At 65.4% G+C, this 20950-nt stretch carries 18 protein-coding genes and 2 pseudogenes; 7 read left to right on the top strand and 13 right to left on the bottom strand.

What is annotated here, in order from left to right; genetic code table 11:
- The first annotated feature begins 40 nt into the window (after positions 1-40).
- On the top strand, positions 41-493 hold the full coding sequence (locus ACD578_RS08350) for an outer membrane protein assembly factor BamE (protein ID WP_152709263.1): 453 nt from the start codon (positions 41-43) through the stop codon (positions 491-493).
- A 124-nt stretch (positions 494-617) separates the two neighbouring features.
- Here ACD578_RS08350 and ACD578_RS08345 read toward each other — a convergent pair whose 3' ends face one another.
- The 12 genes and pseudogenes from ACD578_RS08345 to ACD578_RS08290 form a co-directional block, all read right to left on the bottom strand.
- Entirely contained in the window at positions 618-2744 is a 2127-nt protein-coding gene (locus tag ACD578_RS08345) for a sodium-translocating pyrophosphatase (RefSeq protein WP_152709261.1), read from the bottom strand.
- A gap of 156 nt (positions 2745-2900) precedes the next feature.
- A complete protein-coding gene (locus ACD578_RS08340) occupies positions 2901-4130 on the bottom strand; it encodes an MFS transporter (RefSeq protein WP_404292251.1) in 1230 nt (409 codons plus the stop codon).
- Positions 4105-5091 carry a thiamine-phosphate kinase gene (gene thiL / locus ACD578_RS08335; RefSeq protein ID WP_404292249.1) on the bottom strand — a complete coding sequence of 329 codons (987 nt, stop codon included), beginning with the start codon at positions 5089-5091 and terminating at the stop codon, positions 4105-4107. The genes ACD578_RS08340 and thiL overlap by 26 nt, the downstream gene beginning before the upstream one ends.
- Before the next feature lie 242 nt (positions 5092-5333).
- Positions 5334-5816 carry a transcription antitermination factor NusB gene (nusB, locus tag ACD578_RS08330; protein ID WP_404292247.1) on the bottom strand — a complete coding sequence of 161 codons (483 nt, stop codon included), beginning with the start codon at positions 5814-5816 and terminating at the stop codon, positions 5334-5336.
- A 2-nt stretch (positions 5817-5818) separates the two neighbouring features.
- Positions 5819-6310, bottom strand: a complete 492-nt coding sequence (gene ribH / locus ACD578_RS08325) for a 6,7-dimethyl-8-ribityllumazine synthase (RefSeq protein ID WP_404292244.1) — start codon at positions 6308-6310, stop codon at positions 5819-5821.
- 178 nt (positions 6311-6488) lie between these two features.
- Positions 6489-7123 (bottom strand): annotated as a pseudogene (locus ACD578_RS08320) (riboflavin synthase).
- Complete coding sequence (gene ribD, locus ACD578_RS08315) at positions 7123-8262, bottom strand: bifunctional diaminohydroxyphosphoribosylaminopyrimidine deaminase/5-amino-6-(5-phosphoribosylamino)uracil reductase RibD (protein ID WP_404292242.1); 1140 nt, start codon at positions 8260-8262, stop codon at positions 7123-7125. The pseudogene ACD578_RS08320 and the gene ribD overlap by 1 nt, the downstream one beginning before the upstream one ends.
- Positions 8259-8768, bottom strand: coding sequence for a transcriptional regulator NrdR (gene nrdR / locus ACD578_RS08310; RefSeq protein WP_152709242.1), 510 nt, complete (start codon positions 8766-8768; stop codon positions 8259-8261). The genes ribD and nrdR overlap by 4 nt, the downstream gene beginning before the upstream one ends.
- 216 nt (positions 8769-8984) lie before the next feature.
- Positions 8985-10289, bottom strand: a complete 1305-nt coding sequence (gene glyA / locus ACD578_RS08305) for a serine hydroxymethyltransferase (protein ID WP_404292240.1) — start codon at positions 10287-10289, stop codon at positions 8985-8987.
- 399 nt (positions 10290-10688) lie between these two features.
- Complete coding sequence (locus tag ACD578_RS08300) at positions 10689-11960, bottom strand: murein L,D-transpeptidase (RefSeq protein ID WP_404292238.1); 1272 nt, start codon at positions 11958-11960, stop codon at positions 10689-10691.
- Between the two features lie 274 nt (positions 11961-12234).
- Positions 12235-12696 (bottom strand): hypothetical protein, encoded by a 462-nt coding sequence (locus tag ACD578_RS08295; protein WP_152709232.1) that lies wholly within the window; start codon positions 12694-12696, stop codon positions 12235-12237.
- Complete coding sequence (locus ACD578_RS08290) at positions 12696-13748, bottom strand: enoyl-CoA hydratase/isomerase family protein (protein ID WP_404292235.1); 1053 nt, start codon at positions 13746-13748, stop codon at positions 12696-12698. The genes ACD578_RS08295 and ACD578_RS08290 overlap by 1 nt, the downstream gene beginning before the upstream one ends.
- A 392-nt stretch (positions 13749-14140) precedes the next feature.
- Between ACD578_RS08290 and hemB the strand changes: the two genes are divergently transcribed.
- From hemB to ACD578_RS08265, 5 genes and pseudogenes are all read left to right on the top strand, one after another.
- On the top strand, positions 14141-15184 hold the full coding sequence (gene hemB, locus ACD578_RS08285) for a porphobilinogen synthase (RefSeq protein ID WP_404292233.1): 1044 nt from the start codon (positions 14141-14143) through the stop codon (positions 15182-15184).
- 172 nt (positions 15185-15356) lie between these two features.
- A complete protein-coding gene (locus tag ACD578_RS08280) occupies positions 15357-16724 on the top strand; it encodes a branched-chain amino acid ABC transporter permease (RefSeq protein WP_404292231.1) in 1368 nt (455 codons plus the stop codon).
- Positions 16725-16739: 15 nt separating this feature from the next.
- Positions 16740-17995: pseudogene (locus ACD578_RS08275) on the top strand (threonine ammonia-lyase).
- A gap of 10 nt (positions 17996-18005) precedes the next feature.
- On the top strand, positions 18006-18488 hold the full coding sequence (locus tag ACD578_RS08270) for an RDD family protein (protein WP_404292229.1): 483 nt from the start codon (positions 18006-18008) through the stop codon (positions 18486-18488).
- 271 nt (positions 18489-18759) lie between these two features.
- Positions 18760-19506, top strand: a complete 747-nt coding sequence (locus ACD578_RS08265) for an arginyltransferase (RefSeq protein ID WP_404292227.1) — start codon at positions 18760-18762, stop codon at positions 19504-19506.
- A 65-nt stretch (positions 19507-19571) separates the two neighbouring features.
- Here the strand turns inward: ACD578_RS08265 and ACD578_RS08260 are convergent, their stop codons facing one another.
- Complete coding sequence (locus ACD578_RS08260; protein ID WP_404292225.1) at positions 19572-19853, bottom strand: hypothetical protein; 282 nt, start codon at positions 19851-19853, stop codon at positions 19572-19574.
- Between the two features lie 282 nt (positions 19854-20135).
- On the opposite strand from ACD578_RS08260, the gene wrbA reads away from it, so the two are divergent.
- Positions 20136-20810, top strand: coding sequence for an NAD(P)H:quinone oxidoreductase (gene wrbA, locus ACD578_RS08255; protein WP_404292223.1), 675 nt, complete (start codon positions 20136-20138; stop codon positions 20808-20810).
- The last annotated feature ends 140 nt before the right edge of the window (positions 20811-20950 follow it).

Genomic DNA, 20950 nt, shown 5'->3' with positions numbered 1-20950 from the left:
CGCAAGCTTATCCGCGCCCCATTTCTGGAAGAACCGTACGATGCGTCGATATCATACCCTTTTGATGCGCCTGGCTACTGCAACCGTTCTCGCTTCGTCCGTAGCCGCCTGCACGATGGGCGACGAGTTCCAACGCGGCTACGTCGCGGATGAGCGCGCCATCGCTCAGGTGAAAAAGGGCATGAGCGCCGACCAGGTCCTTCAGACCCTCGGAACACCTTCGACCGTGTCCACGGTCGGCAACCGCAACTGGTACTACATCAGCCAGAAATCCCGCCGTACGCTGCAGTTCATGGGCGAGCAGGTGGTGGACCAGCAGGTGACCGCCGTCTATTTCGACCAGGGCCTGCGGGTCGAGCGCATCGCCCTTTATGGCCTCCAGGACGGCAAGGTCTTCGACTTCATCAGCCGTACCACCCCGGCCGGCGGCGAAGAGGCCAGCTTCATCGGCCAGATCTTCAAGGGCGTGACCAGCTTCAACCCGTTCAGCTGATCCAAGATCAGCACGAGAATTCAGGATGGCCGGGCATTGTCCCGGCCATTTTGCTTTGAGGCGCTTGCAAAAGCGAAACCCGCGGCTTTCGCCGCGGGTCTCATGCTGTTTGGCAGTGCCGCTCTTAGGAGTGGGCGAGGATCGCGAGGAGCAGCAGGGCGATGATGTTGGTGATCTTGATAGCCGGGTTCACAGCAGGTCCTGCCGTATCCTTGTAGGGGTCTCCGACGGTATCGCCCGTGACGGAAGCCTTGTGGGCTTCAGAGCCCTTGTGATGGGTCGTGCCCGAGGCATCCGTGAAGCCGTCCTCGAAGGATTTCTTGGCGTTGTCCCAGGCGCCGCCGCCCGAGGTCATCGAAATGGCGACGAACAAGCCCGTCACGATCACGCCAAGCAGCATGGCGCCCACGGCCGAGAAGGCCTCGGACTTGCCGGCTACCCAGTAGACGACGAAGTAGGTCACGATCGGCGCCAGCACCGGCAGGAGCGAAGGCACGATCATTTCCTTGATCGCGGCACGGGTGAGCATGTCGACCGCACGCCCGTAATCGGGGCGGTCGGTGCCGGCCATGATGCCCGGCTTCTCGCGGAACTGACGACGCACCTCCTCCACCACCGCTCCCGCCGCCCGGCCTACCGCCGTCATGGCGATGCCGCCGAAAAGGAACGGGATGAGACCACCGAACAGGAGACCGACCACAACATAGGGATTGGTCAAGGAGAAGTTCGGCGCCACGCCCTGGAAGTACGGGTACTGCGCCGCGTTCTGGGTGAAATAGTTCAGATCCGACGTATAGGCCGCGAACAGCACCAGGGCGCCGAGGCCTGCGGAGCCGATGGCATAGCCCTTCGTCACTGCCTTCGTGGTGTTGCCGACCGCGTCGAGAGCGTCCGTCGACTTGCGGACCTCCTTCGGCAGACCAGCCATTTCGGCAATACCGCCGGCATTGTCGGTCACGGGGCCGAAGGCATCCAGGGCAACGATCATGCCGGCAAGAGCCAGCATGGCCGTCACGGCAATCGCAATACCGAACAGACCCGCAAGCTTGAAGGCCACGATGATGCCCGCGATGATGACGATGGTCGGCAGCGCAGTCGCCTCCAGCGAGACCGCAAGGCCCTGGATCACGTTCGTCCCATGGCCAGTCACGGAAGACTGGGCGATAGAGCGCACTGGACGGAAGCCGACGCCGGTGTAGTACTCGGTGATGACCACGATGAGCGCCGTCACGGCCAGCCCCACGATGGCGCACCAGAACAGGGCTTGACCCGTGAAATCGGCCCCGGCGACCGGGCCAAAGCCGATCATCTGCCAAGTGACCGCGGCAATCGCCGCCGCCGACAGAACCCCGGTCACGATGAGCCCCTTGTAGAGAGCGCCCATGATGGACTCGTTCTGCCCGAGCTTCACGAAGAAGGTGCCGATGATCGAGGTGACGATACAGGCAGCGCCGATGGCGAGCGGATACAACAGCATGGTGTCGAGCGTTGCCTGGCCGGCGAAGAAGATGGCCGCGAGAACCATGGTGGCGACCACGGTCACCGCGTAGGTCTCGAACAGGTCGGCCGCCATGCCGGCGCAGTCGCCGACATTATCGCCCACGTTATCGGCGATGGTCGCTGGATTGCGCGGGTCGTCCTCGGGAATGCCGGCCTCGACCTTGCCGACGAGATCGCCGCCGACGTCGGCACCCTTGGTGAAGATGCCGCCGCCGAGACGGGCGAAGATCGAGATCAGCGAGGCTCCGAAGCCGAGGGCCACAAGGCTGTCGATGACCACGCGGTCGGACGGAGCCAAGCCTGCAACGCGAGTGAGGTAGCCGTAATAGACTGCGACGCCGAGAAGGGCGAGGCCCGCCACCAACATACCGGTCACGGCACCCGACTTGAAGGCAACGTCGAGACCGGCGCCCAGGGACTGGGTTGCAGCTTGGGCCGTACGAACATTGGCGCGAACCGATACGTTCATGCCGATGAATCCTGCCGCAGCGGAAAGAATGGCACCGATGGCGAAGCCGATGGCGACCCGAATGCCGAGCAAGTAGGCGATGATCACGAACAGGACGATGCCGACGATCGCGATCGTGAAATATTGCCTGCGAAGATAAGCTTTTGCGCCTTCGGCAATCGCCCCCGCGATTTCCTGCATACGCTGAGAACCGGCGTCCCGCTTCATCACGTCGCTGATGGCCCAGAAGCCATACGCAATCGAAAGAAGACCACCCAAGATAATAAGGGTCAGTGCCATCATGCCATCCTTGTTATGGGAAAGCAGAAAGCCACTCCTCAAGGCCCATATTTTGGCCTTGAAGGACCTCCACCCCCAGCGAACGTCATATTTGGTGACAAAAAACTAGTCCGTTCGCAACAATCCTGCACGCAGAACCCACAGGAACGCCTTAATACTTTAAGCGGGTGCGACCGCCTTCATCCTCTGCTGCCAAGCTAGCAGAACTAGTGCGATGAGGACGGGCGGGAAGACCAGCCAGTTCACGCTCTCCCAGCCACCCGCACTCAGGAGCTTCCCTGAAGAGAAGGAGGCGATGGCGACTGAGCCGAAGATGAGGAAGTCGTTGGCCGCCTGGACTTTGGCACGCTCCTCCGGCCGGTAGCAGTCGGTCACCAGGGCGGTCGCGCCGATGAAGCCGAAGTTCCATCCGACCCCGAGAAGGATGAGCGCTGTCCAGAAGTGGGCGATGCCGATGCCGGACAGGCCGATGAGGGCAGACAGAGCAATCAGAACCAGACCCGTGGCCGTCACCTTTCCTTTGCCGAATCGGGCGATCAGGCGACCGGTGAAGAAGCTCGGGCCGAACATGGCCAGGATATGCCACTGGATGCCGAGCGCCGCCGCGCCGATCGAGTGGCCGCAGTCGATCATCGCCAAAGGGGCTGCCGTCATGATGAAGGTCATGAGACTGTAGGATACGAGGCCTGTGACCGCGGCCACGATGAACCGGGGCTGACGCACGATCTCGATCAGGGGCCGGCCGGCCGCTTTCGTGGACGTAGGGCTGACCGGTGCCGGTCGCAGGAACGAAATGGCGATCATCGAGAGCAGGGCCAGGGTCGCCTGTGCCAGGAACGCTCCCGCAAAAGGAGCTGCCTGGACCGCGTCCCGGGTCCAGATCACGGTTTGCGGCCCGATCACGCCAGCCACCAGGCCTCCGGTCATGACCCAGGAGATCGCCCTGGGCTTGAAGGCTTCGGAGGCGGAATCCGTCGCGGCAAAGCGGTAGCTCTGATTGAAGGAGCCGTAGCTGCCGATAATCAGGGTACCGAGGCAGAACAAGGTAAAACTGAACGAGGCGATGCCGAAGGCGGCTAGGCAGCCGCCTGCAAGGCCGATCCCTGCACCGATGATGTAGCCGATGCGCCGCCCGGCCTTGCGCATCAGCATGGCGGCCGGGATGGTGCCGAGCGCCAGCCCGAGATTGAGCAGGCTGACGGGAAGTGTCGCCAGTTCCCTGTTCGATGCGAGCGCCTGCCCTACGAGGCCGCCGAGCGACACGACGATGGCTGGACTCGAGCCACCGAGTGCCATGGCGACGGCCAGAACGACGGCGTTGTGCTTGGCAATGGCGTCGCTGGAAGGGGCCTCGAATAAACTATCAGAAATGCTGGTAGGAGCCGACATCGTAGCGTCTTTCGAGACCGTTGATCCGAAAGACCGGCAGGTCATGTCCTGAGACGACTCGGCCGATGACGGACAGGGTGATCCCGACCCTATCGGCCTCTTTCCGGAAACTGTCGAGATTCTTTTCCGGCACGGTGCAGAGGATCTCGTAGTCGTCCCCGCCGGTTAGGGCGAGGTCGAGCAGGTCGGGCGAAGCCTGCACAGCCTTCGCGGCGGCAGCCGACAGCGGCACCCGGTCGGCCTCGATGAGGGCGCCGACGCCGCTTGCCCGCATCATCTTGGCGAGATCTCCGGCGAGGCCATCCGAGACGTCCATGGCGGCGCTGGCATGGCTTCGCAGGGCTGCCGCGAGGCGATGACGCGGCCGGGGGTGGAGATAGCGGTCGGCGAGATGCGCTTGTTCCTCAGGCGACAGGCCCTCGGCCCAGGCTGGAGCGGAGCGGAGTCTCAATCCGAGGGCTGCATCGCCGATGGTGCCGGTGACGCAGATGACGTCGCCGGCTTTCGCCGTCGTGCGCAGAACCATCCGGCCAGCCGGAACCTGCCCGACAGCGGTGACGGACAGGGTCAACGGCCCCCTCGCCTTCACGGTATCGCCGCCGAGGAGCGGGCAGGAGAAATCCCGTGACGCTTTTCCAAGCCCATCGGCGAACTCGGCGAGCCAGCTCTCGGTCCAGTCGTCGGGCAGAGCGAGGCTCAGCAGGAAACCGGCCGGGTCGGCGCCCTTGGCGGCCAGATCCGAGACGTTCACGCCGAGCGCCTTGCGGGCTACGGATCCGGGAGCATCCTCGGGCAGGAAATGGACGCGCTCCACGAGCGCGTCGACCGTGAGGATCAGGTCGTGGCCGGGCTTCGGCGTGAGGCGGGCCGCATCGTCCTTGAGGCTCAGGGCCCCTTCGCCGGCGATGGGCGCGAAGAAGCGGGCGATCAGGCTGTCCTCCGAAGGTCGTTGCACGCTCATGGACAGACGCGACTCCTTCCCTCCCCATATTGAGGAGGAAGTCAGGGTGGGGTGCGGACGAGCCATTCTCTCATGTCATGGCCGGGCTTGTCCCGGCCATCCCGATGCGGAAGAATGCAGCGCCTCAAATCATCGGGCTCACCGGCACAAGGCCGGTGATGACGTGGGGAGGAAGCGCGCTCTCGTTTCTCGTCGAGTGCAGCGCCCCGCTTTGCGACCCATTTCCCAGTGTCCGGCCGCCTTCAGCGCTTGCCCTGGCCGGCGGCCTTCTTTTCGAGCTCACCCGGGCGGACGTCGCGGGCGACCTTGTCGAGGACCGCGTTCACGAGCCCGGGCTCGTCCTCGCCGTAGAAGCCGTGGGTCACGTCCACGTATTCCGTGATGACGACGCGGGCCGGCACATCCTTGCGGAACATCAGTTCATAGCCGCCCGCGCGCAGGATGGCGCGCAGCACCGCCTCGATGCGCTTCAGCGGCCAGTCGCTGGCCAGCGCGTTGTCGATCTTCACGTCGATCTCGCGCTGGTTCTTGACCACGCCCGAGAGAATGTCGCGGAAGAACACGTTGTCCGACGGCTGGAACTCGATGCCCTCGACCTCGCGGCCGATCCAGAAGGCCTCGAACTCGGCGAGCGCATCGAGCACGGTCTTGCCCGACACGTCCATCTGATAAAGGGCCTGGACGGCAGCGAGGCGAGCGGCCGAGCGCTCTGCTGGCTTCGTCATGATCAGGCCTCCACGAGTTGGCGCTTGATGCGCAGGACGGCGAGAGCCGCATCCACCGCTCCACCGCCCTTATTCAATTCATTCACGCTCGCGCGGGTCCAGGCCTGCTTGTCATTCTCGACGGTGAGAATGCCGTTTGCCAGCGGAATGCGGCGGCCCACGGAGAGGTCCATCAGGGCGCGGGCGCTCTCGCCGGCCACGATGTCGTAATGCCCGGTCTCGCCGCGGATCACGCAGCCCAGAGCCACGACGGCGTCGTAAGGCCTGCCGGCCTTCTCGGCGGCATCGAGCGCGATCGCGATGGTGGAGGGGATTTCGAGCGCACCATCGAGGGTCAGCACGTCCATGCTGGCCTGCGCCGCCTCGACCGCGTCACTCGCGCCGCGCAGAAGCTCGTCGGCGATGTCGTCGTAGAAGCGGGCCTCGACGACCAGGATGCGGGCGCCGGGAACCGGCGGACGGGGGCTTTTCGGCTTATCGGAAGGCGCGACCATATGAAATCCGTTCAGAATTCTGACAGTCTCTCTGCCCTCGTCCTGAGGAGCAGCTGGAGGCTGCGTCTCGAAGGAGGGTCCAGAGAGCACCGGAGACGCCCTGATCCTTCGAGACGGCGCTGACGCGCCTCCTCAGGATGAGGGTGGTGTATTGGATACGGGAAACGTTAGGGTTCACCTACTCCGCCCGGCGCGCATCCGCAAGCCGCGCGGCGTAGCGGGCCATGAGATCGACCTCGAGGTTGAGCTTGTCGCCCACCTGCCGGTCGCCCCAGGTCGTGACGCTCAGGGTATGGGGAATGATCAGCACCGAGAACATGTCGTCGTTCACGGAGTTCACCGTGAGCGACGTGCCGTCGAGGCAGACGGAGCCCTTTTCCGCGATGAAGGGGGCCAGTGCATGCGGCGCCTTGATGACGAAGCGGGCGGTCGGCCCCCACGGGTCGTCGCCGGCGGTGATCGACTCTTGCCCACGATGGTGGCAACGCCGTCCACGTGCCCGGTCACGATATGGCCGCCGAGTTCGTCGCCGATTTTCAGCGAGCGCTCCAGATTGACCTTGGTGCCGGACTGCCAGTCGCCCACGGTGGTGCGCTCCAGGGTTTCGGCGGCGGCATCCACGTCGAACCAGCAGCCGCCGTCGCGGGGGCCGACGGCCACCACTGTCAGGCACGGCCCGCCGCAGGCGATGGACGCACCGAGCGCGATGGTGGCGGGGTCATAGGACGCATGGATGCGCAAGCGCTTCAGGGTTCCCTGAGTCCCCTCGGCGGTCGCGATCTCACCGACATCGGTGACGATTCCCGTAAACATCAGGGTCTCTCCCAAAACATGAAAAGATCGGGGCCGATCTGCTCCTCGGCCCAGCAATCGAGAAGGTCCATGAAATCCTGGAGCGACGGGCCGAGGGCCGGAACGTCGCCCTGCCCCCTGGCCGAGCGGCCGGTGACCAGGACCAGTTCGTCGACGAGGTCGGCCTCGGCCAGCGCATCCGCCAGCTCGGGGCCGCCCTCGCAGAAAACACGGGTGATGCCGCGGGTGCCGAGGAGTTGCAGGGCTTCCGGCAGCAGGACACGGCCGCTCTCGTCGGCCGCGACCCGCAAGACCTCGACGCCGTGGGCTGTAAGCGCTTTCTCTGCCTCGACGGGAGCGGCGACGGTCGTGACGATCCAGGTCGGAATGTCCCGTGCACCGGCCACCGCGCGAGCGGTCGGAGGCGTGCGCAGGTGAGAATCGACGACGATGCGGATGGGCGAGCGGGCTTCGAGACCCGGGAGGCGGACGTTCAGCAGCGGATCGTCGGCGAGAAGGGTCCCGGCTCCGACCATGATCGCGTCCGCATGGGCGCGCATCAGGTGAACCTTTGCGTTGGCGATACCGCCCGTGAGCATCAGGCGCGGGCCCTGGCGCGAACCGGCGAAGCCTTCGGTGCTGCGCGCGAGCTTCACCGTGACCGCAGGCCGCCCCTTCGTGACGCGGGTGATATGGCCGATATGGGCGCGGCGGGCATCCCTAGCGAGGCAGCCGACCGTCACGTCGATCCCGACCTCCCGCAACCGGGCATGGCCGAGCCCGGCGACGCGCGAATCCGGATCCTCGAGTGCCGATACGACCCGTGTCACTCCCGCTTCGACCACCGCATCCGCGCAAGGCGCGGTCCTGCCGTGGTGCGAGCAGGGTTCGAGGGAGACGTAGAGCGTCGCGCCCCTCGCGCGCTCGCCGGCGGCCGCCAGGGCCACGCGCTCGGCATGGGGCCGGCCTCCGGCCTGAGTGGCGCCCTGCGAAAGGATCACCGGAGCATCCCCGCTCTCGTCCACGACGACCGAGCCGACGGATGGATTCGGCCAGGTCAGGCCGAGATTGCGTTCACCGAGAGCAATGGCGAGGCGCATGAAGCGCTCGTCCTGAATGGCCCGATCGGATTGTCGCCCTGTCGCCCCCGGGGAGTTCATTGCTCGGTCTGTACGCGCTTCTTCTTCGGCGGAGGCGGCAGATCCTCGTCCCCCTCGCCTTCGGCCAGCTTGCCGAGAATTTCCTCGAAGTCCTTGGCTTCACGGAAGTTCTTATACACGGAGGCGAAGCGCACATAGGCCACGTCGTCGAGCCCTTTCAGGCCCTCCATGACGAGCTCGCCCACCGTCTCGCTCGGCACCTCGCCGTCGCTCATGCTCTCGAGCTGGCGCACGATGCCGTTGATCATCCGCTCGACCCGCTCCGGATCGACCGGACGCTTGCGCAGGGCCACCTCGACCGATTGCTGCAGCTTGTCCCGATCGAACGGCACCCGCCGGCCCGAGCGCTTCAGGACCGTGAGCTCACGCAGCTGCACGCGCTCGAAGGTCGTGAAGCGGCCGCCGCAATCCGGGCAGATGCGGCGACGGCGAATGGACGAGGAATCGTCCGTGGGACGGGAATCCTTCACCTGGGTGTCCAGGCTCCCGCAATAGGGACAGCGCATCAGCCTTCTACCCGCAGATCCAGATCAAGATTTTTCAAGGCCACACATATCCGGAACGCGATGCCGGCCATCTGAGAACAACCATTAGCCGTCATGGCCGGGCCTGTCCCGGCCATCCCGATCGGAAGAGCGCTGCACCTCGGACAATCGGGATCACCGGCACAAGGCTGGTAATGACGCAGGAGCGGAAGGTCCGGCCACACTCTGGCTTCTCGATCAACCGTAGATCGGGAAGCGGCGGGTCAGCTCGTGCACACGCTGCTTGACCGATTCCTCAACCGAGGCATTGGCCTCGTCACCGTGCTTGGCGAGCCCGTCGAGCGTCTCGACGATCAACTCGCCCACCCGCTTGAACTCGGCGACGCCGAAGCCGCGCGAGGTGGCCGCCGGGGTGCCAAGGCGGATGCCGGAGGTGATCATCGGCTTTTCGGGGTCGAAGGGCACGCCATTCTTGTTGCAGGTGATGTGCGCGCGGCCGAGGGCCGCTTCCGCCGCCTTGCCGGTGAGCTTCTTCGGGCGCAGATCGACCAGCATCAGGTGGTTGTCCGTGCCGCCGGCCACGATGGCGTAGCCGCCGGCCAGCATGGTGTCGGCGAGAACCTTGGCGTTATCGACCACCGAGCGGGCATAGAGCTTGAACTCGGGACGCAGGGCCTCGCCGAAGGCCACCGCCTTGGCGGCGATCACGTGCATGAGCGGGCCGCCCTGGAGGCCGGGGAAGATCGCCGAATTGACCTTCTTGGCGATATCCTCCTCGTTCGTGAGGATCATGCCGCCGCGCGGGCCGCGCAGGGTCTTGTGGGTGGTGGTGGTGACCACATGGGCGTGCGGGAACGGCGACGGATGCGCGCCGCCTGCCACGAGGCCCGCGAAGTGGGCGATGTCGACCATGAAGAAGGCCCCGACCTCGTCCGCGATCTCACGGAAGCGGGCGAAATCCCAGAAACGGGAATAGGCCGAGCCGCCGGCGACGATCACTTTCGGCTTATGGGTGCGCGCAAGTTCCGCAACCTCGTCCATGTCGATGATCTGGTCGCTCTCGCGCACCTTGTAGCTCACCACGTTGAACCACTTGCCGGACATGTTGACCGGGGAGCCGTGGGTCAGGTGGCCGCCGCAGGCGAGATCGAGGCCCATGAAGGTGTCGCCCGGCTTCATCAGGGCCATGAACACGGCCTGGTTGGCCTGGGAGCCGGAATTGGCCTGCACGTTGGCGAACCTGCAGTCGAACAGGCGCTTGGCGCGCTCGATGGCAAGCTCCTCGGCCATGTCGACGAACTGGCAGCCACCGTAGTAGCGGCGGCCCGGATAGCCTTCCGCGTACTTGTTGGTCATCACCGAGCCCTGGGCTTCCAGGACGGCGCGGGAGACGATGTTCTCGGAGGCGATCAGCTCGATCTCGTCGCGCTGGCGGCCGAGTTCGAGCCCGATGGCGCGGGCGATCTCGGGATCGCCGTCGGCAAGGCTCGCCGAGAAAAAGCTGTTGGACAGATGGCTGCGTGCCGCTTCACTCGCGCTCATGGGTCACCCTCGTCTTCCTGTGAGCCCGGCTGGAACGGGCCGCTCGATCCGAATTGCCCAGGCCTTTACCATGGCTGGCTTGACCGCGCCAACCCGCACTGGAGACATGCCTACTCGCCTGCGGAAATGCAACGGCGGGGGGCTACGGGCTGCCGGGGGGCAACGCGCCACGTCATGGCCGGCCTCGTGCCGGCCATCCCGATTGGAAGAGCGCGACGCTTCATTCCATCGGGATCACCAGGACGAGCCCGGTGATGACGAGGTGGGTGTCTGACGGGTTGTGCGGAACGGCCGAGCATAGGCGCCGTCAGCCAGGTCGAGCGCGGCACGCCCCACAAACGAAATCGCCGGCCCTGAGGCCGGCGATGACGTGAGATTCGAGAGACCGTCGCGACGGTCTCAGTTCTGCAGGAACATCTCTTCGTCCGGCTCGGTCGGGGTGCGGCTGGCGACCGGGATCGCGTTGCCGAGGCCGTCCTTGTTGTAGATGTCGTCGCGGAACTGGACGAGGCCGTCCGGGGTCGCCCAGGCGGTCATGTAGATCCAGTGGATCGGAACCGGTTGCGCCAGGCGGGCGTCGATGCGATCGCCGGACTTGAAGGTGGCGTCGATCTGCTCGCGGGACCAGCCAGGGGTGTCCTTCAGGAGCCACTCGATGTAGTCGCGCACGTTCTGGATGCGGATGCAGCCCGAGGAGACGAAGCGGAAATCGTCGCCGAAGATGCCCTTGGAGGGCGTGTCGTGCATGTAGACGCCGTGCTGGTTCGGGATGTTGATGCGCACGAAGCCCATGGAGTTGAGATCACCGCCCGGATCCTGGCGGAAGCGGTAGCGGGTCGCCTCGTCCGAGAACCAGTTGATCTGGCTGGAGGGAACCTCCTGGCCGGCCCCGTTGAAGATGCGGATCCTGTTCTCAGCCAGGTAGTTCGGCTCCTTCTGCATCTTCGGAATGAGGTCTTTTTTGACCACCGAGGCAGGAGCCGTCCAGAACGGGTTGAAGTTGACCTCGACCACCTTGGAGTTCAGCAGCGGCGATTGGCGGTCGCTCTTGCCGACGCCCGCGGCGTGGCGGGTGTGGACGACGCCGCCCTCCACCGTCTCCACGAGAGCGGCGGGAATGTTGGCGACCGCATACCGATTGGGAAGTCCGCTGCCGATGAGGCTGCGCAGGCGGGCCACGTTGATCTCGAGCTGGCGGATGCGCATCTCGGCCGGAACGTTCATGGCGACCACGGTCGGAGCCGATACGGTGCCGGTGGAGCTGATGCCGTGGCGGGCCTGGAAGCGGCGCACGCCGGCCTCGACGTAGGAATCGTAGATCGGCGATTCGCCGGCGGCCTGATCGAGATCGCCCGTGATGATGAGGCGCTGGCGCAGCGCCACCACGGCCGGGCTCTTCGAGCCGACGCGCAGGCCCTGGACGCCCTGGACGGGCTGCCAGCCGCCGCGGGCGGCTATGTTGCGGTAGTACTCGATCATCTGCTCGGTGGCGGCGAGCGCTTCCGCGGACAGCATCGGGGTCGAGGTGCGCTGGACGCGGGTGCGGGACACCGCCTCGTAGTTCTGCGACCACTCGGCCTGGCTCGGGGCGGATTGCTGGGCCAGGGCTCCGGTAGCCGGCGTGAAGATCAGGGCGAGCGATCCGGTCAGGAGGGTACGGCGAGAGAACATGAGCGCAGGCTCTTTCCCGGTTAGATGTTGTCGATCAGGGAAGCGGCGGACGAATGTCCGCATCTGCCCCCTTCCCAGCGATAAGTGCCGGGATAGGATTAAGGAACGGTATCGAAAGCGAGGAACATCGGGGCCGTTTTATGGCAAACCGCCCTGCCCGGTGCTCCCCGCGCGTCTGGACCGCCTTTGGCCCCTATGTAACTTTGAACTGTGTTCTTGAGGATACACTTCTGCGTGAGGAGCTTGGCAGGCTGCACGCGATCAGTGGTTTTCCTCAGTGGTTTTCCTGCGCGGCCAGCCATGAGACGCCGAGATAGACCGCCATCAGCGTCAGGAAGAACGCCAGCGTCATGACGCCGCCGGAGACGATTCCCGGAAAAAATGCTGCGAGAATCAGGTGGCTCATGATGGCGAGGAGCCACATGATTCCGCCCCAGGTGCTGGCCATCCAAAGGCCGACCGCGGCGATCAGGTCGATCAAGGCGAAATAGATGATGGTGGCCTGATACCCCGTCGAGCGCCCCTCGAACTGCCCGACCGGCGTCCAGACGCCGAGGATCACCGCCCAGGCGCTCAGGCCCTTCATGATCCAGAGGATCGCCAGGACCCGCATGAACCAGGTGAGAACGAAGCTCCAGCGCATGACCGTGGTGGCGACGGGACGCTCCTCGATCCGGTCGGACAGGTACTCCCGTGCCGCATGGGTGGATGGGGTTTGGCTGCCGTTGCGGGGCATCAGGCGATCTCCAATTCCCGTTCGCCCAGGCTGGCGAAGTGATGCTCGATCACAGCCCGGTCCACCGTCTCCAGGGAGGCGGGCTGCCAGCGCGCCTGGTTGTCCTTGTCGATCAGGACCGCCCGCACGCCCTCGTAGAAGTCGTGGCCGTCACCGATCCGGGACACGATGCGGAACTCGGTCCTCATGGCCTCCTCGAAATCCATGGTTGCGCCGCGGCGGACCTGCTCGAAGGCCAGATTCATGCTGGTCGGCGATTTCGCCCGCATGCCGGCAACGGTCCTGGCGGCAAAGTCGGAGCCTTTCTCGGCGGCCTGGTCGAGGCGGGCCAGGATGTCGGTGACGCTGTCGGCGGAGAAGCAGGAATCGATGAGGTCCCTCTCGGCCTCCAGAGGAGCCTGATCGGGATCCGTCACGACCCGGGACAGGGCCACCTCGACAGGGTCACCGGCGATCAAGGCTTGGCGCAAACCCTCGATGTTCCCGCTCGGCACCGCATGGGTCGCCAAACCCAGCATCACCGCATCGGCACGCCTCACCCGCTCGCCCGTGAGGGCAAGGTACATGCCCGTCTGTCCCGGCAGGCGCGGGAGCGCGTAGGTCGCGCCCACATCGGGGAAGAACCCGATGCCGACCTCCGGCATGGCGAAGAGGTAGCGGTCGCCCGCCGCCCGGACCGTGCCGTGAAGGGACACGCCGACACCCCCGCCCATGCAGATCCCATCGATGAGGGAGATATACGGCTTCGGATAGCGCTTGATGGCAATGTTGAGCTGATACTCCTCACGCCAGAAGGCGAGCGCCTCATCGCGCTTGCCGGCCCGCAGGTCTTCCGTGAGCTGCCGGATGTCGCCGCCGGCACAGAAGGCCTTCTCGCCCGCGCCCTGGACGACGATCCGCGTCACGGCGGGATCCCTGGCCCAGGCGTCGAGCGCCCGGCGCATCTCGCGCACCATGGTCAGGTTCAGCGCGTTGAGAGCCCGTGGACGGTTGAGCGTGATGATGCCAGCCTCGCCCTGTGTCTCGCAGAGGACTTCGACGCTCTCGTCCATGAAACACTCCTTCATCGCGTTGCGGCTTAGAACAAGGCCCGGGCCAGCCGTCAATGCAATCATGCCGATCCAGATCCGAGGATCAGCATGATGGATTGCTTTTGCGACGTCATCACCGGCCTCGTGCCGGTGATCCCGATCCGTCAGGCACAGCGTCTCACAGGATCGGGGTGGCCGGGACAAGCCCGGCCATGACGGTGGGAGGATACAAGGCCTGTGATGACGTTGGTAAGGATGACAGACCCGCGCAGCCCCCGATGCATGGCTGGGTTGAGGCCAATTTCACACGGATCGGGCCGAACTGCGACCTCGAACCCTTTTTTAGAGAGATTTAAATGTGCTAACCCTCTCGGCATCCGCCGGCGCAGCGAAGCCGGCGCCGTGTGAGGATTATGTCGAAGCCGTCGCCGTTCCCCCGCCGCTCCTCGGAGGAAGCCCCCACTTCTTCCCTGAACCTGTCCCACCGCCTGCGACGCAACCGCAAGGCCGAGTGGTCGAGGCGGCTGGTATGCGAGAACGTGCTGACGGCCAACGACCTGATCTGGCCGATCTTCGTGGTCGAAGGCGCCAGCGGACGGCAGCCGGTGACGTCCATGCCCGGCGTCGAGCGCCTTACCATCGGAGAGGCTGTGCGCGAGGCCGAGCGGGCGGCATCCCTCAACATCCCCGCCATCGCGCTCTTCCCCTACACGGATCCTTCATTGCGCGATCCGACGGGATCGGAATCCCTCAACAGCCGCAACCTGGTCTGCCGCGCCGCGCGCGAGATCAAGAAGGCGGTGCCGCAGATCGGCATCGTCTGCGACGTGGCGCTCGATCCCTATACCAGCCATGGCCATGACGGCGTGATGGACGGCGAACGCATCCTCAACGACGAGACGGTGGCGCTCCTGGTGCGTCAGGCCGTGCTCCAGGCGGAAGCCGGCGCCGACGTCATCGCCCCGTCCGACATGATGGACGGCCGCGTGGCCGCTATCCGGGAGGGTCTCGACGAGGCCGGGTTCCTGGACGTGCAGATCATGGCCTATGCGGCGAAATACGCCTCCGCCTTCTACGGCCCGTTCCGGGACGCCATCGGCACCAGCACGTGCCTCGTCGGCGACAAGCGCACCTACCAGATGGATCCGGCGAATTCCGACGAGGCCATGCGCGAGGTCGCCCTCGATCTCGAGGAAGGCGCGGACATGATCATGATCAAGCCCGGCATGCCCTATCTCGACATCGTGCGCCGGGTGAAGGACAGCTTCGCCGTTCCGACCTTCGCCTACCAAGTCTCCGGTGAGTATGCCATGATCCAGGCCGCGGCCGGGAACGGCTGGATCGACGGAGAACGGGCGATGATGGAAAGCCTCCTGGCCTTCAAGCGTGCTGGCGCGGACGGCATCCTTACCTATTTCGCCCCTCAGGTCGCGCAAAAGCTCAAAAACCAGGGCTGACCATTACTGGCTATGCTCCCTACCTCGTCATCACCGGTCTTGTGCCGGTGATCCCGCTTGGAAAAGCGCGGCGCCTTACAGGATCGGGATGGCCGGGACGGGCCCGGCCATGACGTGGGAGGGGGCCACCCGACCGGATCACCCCTGCCCCTCCCTGCAAGGGCGAGGGAAAATGCTGGGCAAGGCTTTCAGGAACCAGTCCCTGAAATTCGCCCGGTTCGTTTCTCTCCTGTTAAGTCTCTGCCTGCTTACCGCCTGCGGGCTGTCCATCGATGCGGAGCAGGCGCGGGTCTGCCGCTCCGCTCTGCCGGCTCTCAATCCCGGCGCGGCGATCACCGTCGAGCGCGTCCAGACGGGTCCCGTGCCGAGAAGCCTCCAGGTGGATTACCTGGCACAGTACCACGACCGCCCGATCCTCGAGCGCTTCGCCATCTGCCAGTTCGTGGCGGAGGGGCTTTCCCCGAACAAGGCTGAACTGACCGGTCTTGCGACCGAGGAAGGCCCGCTCTCCGGCGCCAGCCTCTACCTCCTCAAGCGCTATTATCTCGAGACGCCGGAGGGATCGGCGGGCGATCCCGGCAGTCAGCAGGCTGTCGACGTGGCCGAAATCCCCATGGATGCCGCCTATTGGCTGCAGCAGATCCTGGTGAGCCTGCCTCGGACGGCGATCTACGCGCTGTTGTCCGTCGCCTTCGCCCTCGTCTTCGGCCTCAGCGGCCGGATCAATCTGGCCTTCGGCGAACTCGCGGCGATCGGCTCGGCGGCGACGATTGCCGGAGCCTCGGTCGTGCTGGGTTTCGGCGCCAGCTCGCCCGTTCTCGGCTTGGCGGCCGGTCTCGTGGCCGCTCTTTTCGCAGGCGCGATCCATAGCGCGGTCGGCGGGTACTTCACCATCGGCCGGATCGTCAGCGCGAGCCCGCAGCCGAGCCTGATCGCGACGGTCGGGTTCTCTCTCTTCCTGATGGAATACCTGCGCCTCGTGCAGAGCCCGGTGACGGTCTGGCTCCCTCCGATCTGGTCGGAAGCCTGGCCCCTCGCGCGTGCGGACGGCTTCATCGTCAGCCTGACGCCGATTACGCTCATCACGGCGGGCATCGGGCTGTTCGCGGCTCTCGGTCTCCTCTGGCTCGTCCAGGCGACGCGGTTCGGACGGGCCTGGCGGGCCTACGCGGACGATGCGCATGCGGCAGCCCTCATGGGCGTCAACGGACCCCGCCTGCTCGTCCAGACGCTGGCGCTGGCCGGCGCCATGGCGGGGCTCTCGGGGATGCTGATCGTCGCGCAATATGGCGGCTTGGGCTTCGCCGGCGGCTTTCAATACGGCCTCAAGGCGCTGATCGCCGCCATCATCGGCGGCATCGGCTCGATCCCTGGTGCAATGCTGGGAGGCTTCGCGGTGGGATTGTTCGAGACCCTCTGGTCGGCGTATCTACCGATCGAGATACGCGACATGGCACTTTACATGGCCCTTGTCGTCTTTCTGATCTTTCGGCCCGGCGGCCTGCTGGGATTCAGGGATCCAACGCCACGGCCCGTGTAAGGGCGTATAATCAGAATTCCGGAGGACAACGTGGCCGAATACGCCATCACCATCGAGGATGTGAAGCGCGCGGCGGAGACGATCCAGGGCCAAGTCCTGCGAACGCCCCTCGTGCCCGCCCCTCGCCTGTCGCAGCTCACCGGCGCGACCGTGTTCGTGAAGCATGAGAACATGCAGCCGACCGGCTCCTTCAAGGAGCGGGGTGCCGCCACCAAGTTGGAGAGCCTCGACCAGGCCGAGCGCGGGCGCGGCGTCATTGCCATGTCGGCCGGCAACCATGCCCAGGCCGTCGCCTATCATGCGCGCCGCCTCGGCATCCCGGCCACCATCGTGATGCCGGAAGGCACCCCCTGGTGAAGGCGGAGAACACCCGCTCCTATGGCGCACAGGTCATCCTGGACGGCGAGACGCTCTACGAATCCGCCGCCCGCGCCCGCGAGATCGCCGAGCAGGACGGATTGATCTTCGTCCATCCCTACGACGATCCGAAGGTCATGGCAGGCCAGGGCACCATCGCGCTCGAAATGCTGGCCGACGCTCCCGATCTCGACCAGATCGTCGTGCCCATCGGCGGCGGCGGACTGATCTCGGGCATCACGGTCGCCGCGAAGGCCCTCAAACCCTCGATCGACATCGTCGGCGTGGAAGCAGCCCTCTACCCGTCCTTCCGCAATGCCATCCGGGGCGAGAACCGTCCCATCGGCGGCGCCACGCTGGCGGAAGGCATCGCGGTGAAGACCGTCGGGCAGCTCCCGTTGCCCATCGTGCGCGATCTCGTGTCCGACATCATCCCCGTCGAGGAGGCGCTGATCGAGCGGGCGGTCAATGCCTATGCCACCCTGCAGAGGACCATGGCGGAGGGCGCCGGCGCGGCCGGCCTCGCCGCCATGCTGGCGGCCCCTGAGCGCTTCCAGGGCAAGCGGGTCGGCCTCGTGCTCTGCGGCGGCAACATCGACGCGCGAATCCTGGCCTCCGTGATGGTGCGCGAGCTGGAACGGGACGACCGCATCACGTCCTTCCGCATCACCTCGAACGACAGGCCGGGGCTGCTCGGGCGGGTGGCGAGCCTTCTCGGGAGTCTCGGCGCCAATATCCTCGAGGTTTCCCACGGTCGTCTGTTCCTGGACGTGCCCGCGAAAGGCGTGTCCATCGACATCACTATCGAAACGCGGGATCGAGCGCATACATTAGAGGTGTTCGAGGCCCTTGCGGCGGAGGGGCTCGCGCCGCAGCGCATTGAATCCCGCAGCCTGCCCGAGAGCGCCTTCTGAGGAGAGAAAGATGGTCAACCGACCTTACCCGCCGACGCTGAACTACCCGTCCTACGATCTGGACACCCGATTGACGGAGGGCGTCATCTCCCGGCGGTTCTGGGCCTATCTCATCGATCTGGTCGTGATCGCGCTCTGGGTCATCCTGATTTCCATCGGGATCTTCTTCCTCGGCATCATCACGCTCGGCCTCGGCTGGGGGCTGTTCTTCGCCCTGCCCCTCACGGCCCTGATCTTCATCGTCTACAACGCCGTCACCATCGGCGGGTCCTCGCAGGCGACCGTGGGCATGCGCTACATGGGCCTTCGCGTGATCAACCCGCAGACCGGCAGAGGCGCGTCGCCGCTGGCCGCGGCGGTGCATGCGCTCTTCTTCTATGTCGCGATCTCGACCTTCCTGCTCTGGGCTTGCGACGTGCTCGTCGGCTTCGTCCGCGACGACCGGCGCTTCCTGCGCGATCTGCTCACGGGCATGATGGTCGTGCGGGCGTAATCTATCGCGATCCGAAACCAACGCTCGTCATCACCGGCCTCGTGCCGGTGATCTCGATTCGAGAGGCGCCGCGTTTTCCGATCGGGATGGCCGGCACAAGGCCGGCCATGACGTGGTGGATGTCATGCCTGTCCGGGGAAGACTGCGAGCCGCAGAGCGCTCGCAATCAAACGCCTGTGACATTCGCCCTCTTTTCCTGGACGTGGCTGACACCAATGTTATCCTTGGGCGTTGACGTAGCGCTCAAGGTTTCTCCACGAGGCTTTCCCGATTGACGAGCCAGCCCCGCGACGCCCCGCAATTCTATCTCACCTCCCCGTCCGCATGTCCCTATCTGCCGGGCAAGGAGGAGCGCAAAGTCTTCACGCATATCGTCGGACGCCGCGGCCGGGAGCTCAACGAGATCCTCACGCAGGGCGGCTTCCGCCGGTCGCAGACCATCGCCTACCGACCGGCCTGCGACACGTGTCGCGCCTGTGTGTCCGTTCGCGTGCTCGTGAACGAGTTCGAGCCCTCCGATAATCTGAAGCGGGTTCTGAAGGACAATGCCGATCTGATCGGCCATGCGCTGCCCAACCGTCCGACCTCGGAGCAGTATTCGCTCTTCCGCCGCTACGTCGACACGCGACACGCCGACGGCGGCATGGCCGACATGACGGTGCTCGACTACTCCATGATGGTCGAGGACAGCCATGTGGACACGAAGCTGATCGAGTATCGCCGGCGCGGGATCGACAGCGGGCTCACCGGCCGCGGCGAGGGCGACCTGATCGCCGTCGGCCTCACGGACGAGATGAGCGACGGCCTCTCCATGGTCTACTCGTTCTACGCACCGGAGATGCACGACCGCAGCCTCGGCACCTTCATGATTCTCGACCATATCCGCCGCGCGAAGGCGATGGGCCTGCCCTATCTCTATCTCGGCTACTGGGTCGAGGGCTCGAAGAAGATGGGCTACAAGGCCCGCTTCAAGCCGCAGGAGCGGCTTCTCGCCCCTGGCTGGGAGCGGGTGGATTGAGAGTTGAATTCACCCGAAGGCGTTCGGCCGACGGCCGACGCCGGAGCAGTTTTCCCGCCTAATCCTCAGCCATTGTCCTGGGATATGTTGACGGGATGCTTCCTCCTGGCCGGCCGATCGCTGTAGGGCTGCCGGGCGACTGGGCGAGAAGGAGTTGCGGCCCCTTTCGGGCGCCCGCTGCCGGACATCCGGCCGCTGTCGGAACTCGATGGCGCGGCGCCAGAGCGCTGGGCGTGGCCGATCGCATTGATCGCCGCCCCGAGCGGCAAGGACTGGGCCGTGGCCGGATTGGCGGCGATCAGGGAACCGCCCGCAATGCCGGCAATCAAGAGGAAACGAGCGATCATGAGGGCTTCCCTTCGGAAAAAAAGCATTCCGCCGTTGGGCCTCAAGATCGGCGTGAGCCGATCCTGCGCTTCGCGGCTTATCCCTTCCTTAAAGGAAGATCGCGGCGATCGAGCCCTCCAAACGGAGGGGCCGGGTCGATAAATCCGCAGGTGGAAGCGCGCAGGCTCTGCACGACTTTGGCCCGGCGCGGCTCGAACAGACAGGTCATTCGGCGAGTGAACCGGAACAACCCCGCCCGCATCTTGTTCGTTGCGTAATCCTCACGCAAACGAAGGTGCGCCATGGCCAAGATCCTGGTCGTCTACTACTCGTCCTACGGCCATATCGAGACGATGGCCCAGGCCGTCGCGGAGGGCGCCCGCTCGGTCGCGGGCGCGGAGGTCGTCGTCAAACGCGTGCCTGAACTCGTGCCGGAGGAGATTGCGCGCAAGTCCGGCATGAAGATCGACCAGGATGCGCCGACGGCCGACCCGAACGAACTCGGCGATTACGACGCCATCATCTTCGGCACGCCGACCCGCTACGGCAACATGGCCGCCCAGATGCGCAACTTCCTCGACCAGACCGGCGGCCTGTGGGTGAAAGGCGCGCTCGTCGGCAAGGTCGGCAGCGTCTTCGCGTCCACGGCGACCCAGCATGGCGGGCAGGAAACCACCATCACGTCGTTCCACACCACGCTTCTCCACCACGGCATGATCATCGTCGGCCTGCCCTATTCCTATCCGGGTCAGACCAAGATGGACGAGATCACGGGCGGCACGCCCTACGGCGCGACGACGCTTGCGGGCGGCGACGGCTCGAGGAAGCCGAGCGAGAACGAACTCGGAGGCGCCCGCTTCCAGGGCCGGCACGTGGCCGAGATCGCAGCCCGACTCGAACGCGGAGCGGGAGAGCGCGGTCCCGTACCGCCGGACATGAACAACCCGACGGAGACGACGGGCGGGACGGCGGGTTGATCCTGGGCAGGTCGTCACCGGCCTCGTGCCGGTGATCTCGATTCGAAAAGAATGGCGCTCCCCATGATCGGGATGGCCGGGACAAGCCCGGCCATGACATGGATTGTTATGCGTGGAGAACTCCGAAAGTGATCCCGAAC

Origin of the sequence: Microvirga sp. RSM25 (genome assembly GCF_044784385.1) — a bacterium.
Classification (GTDB): Bacteria; Pseudomonadota; Alphaproteobacteria; order Rhizobiales; family Beijerinckiaceae; genus Microvirga; species Microvirga tunisiensis.
The sequence above is the reverse complement of the archived record's forward strand: the minus strand, read 5'-3'. Positions and strand labels throughout refer to the sequence as shown.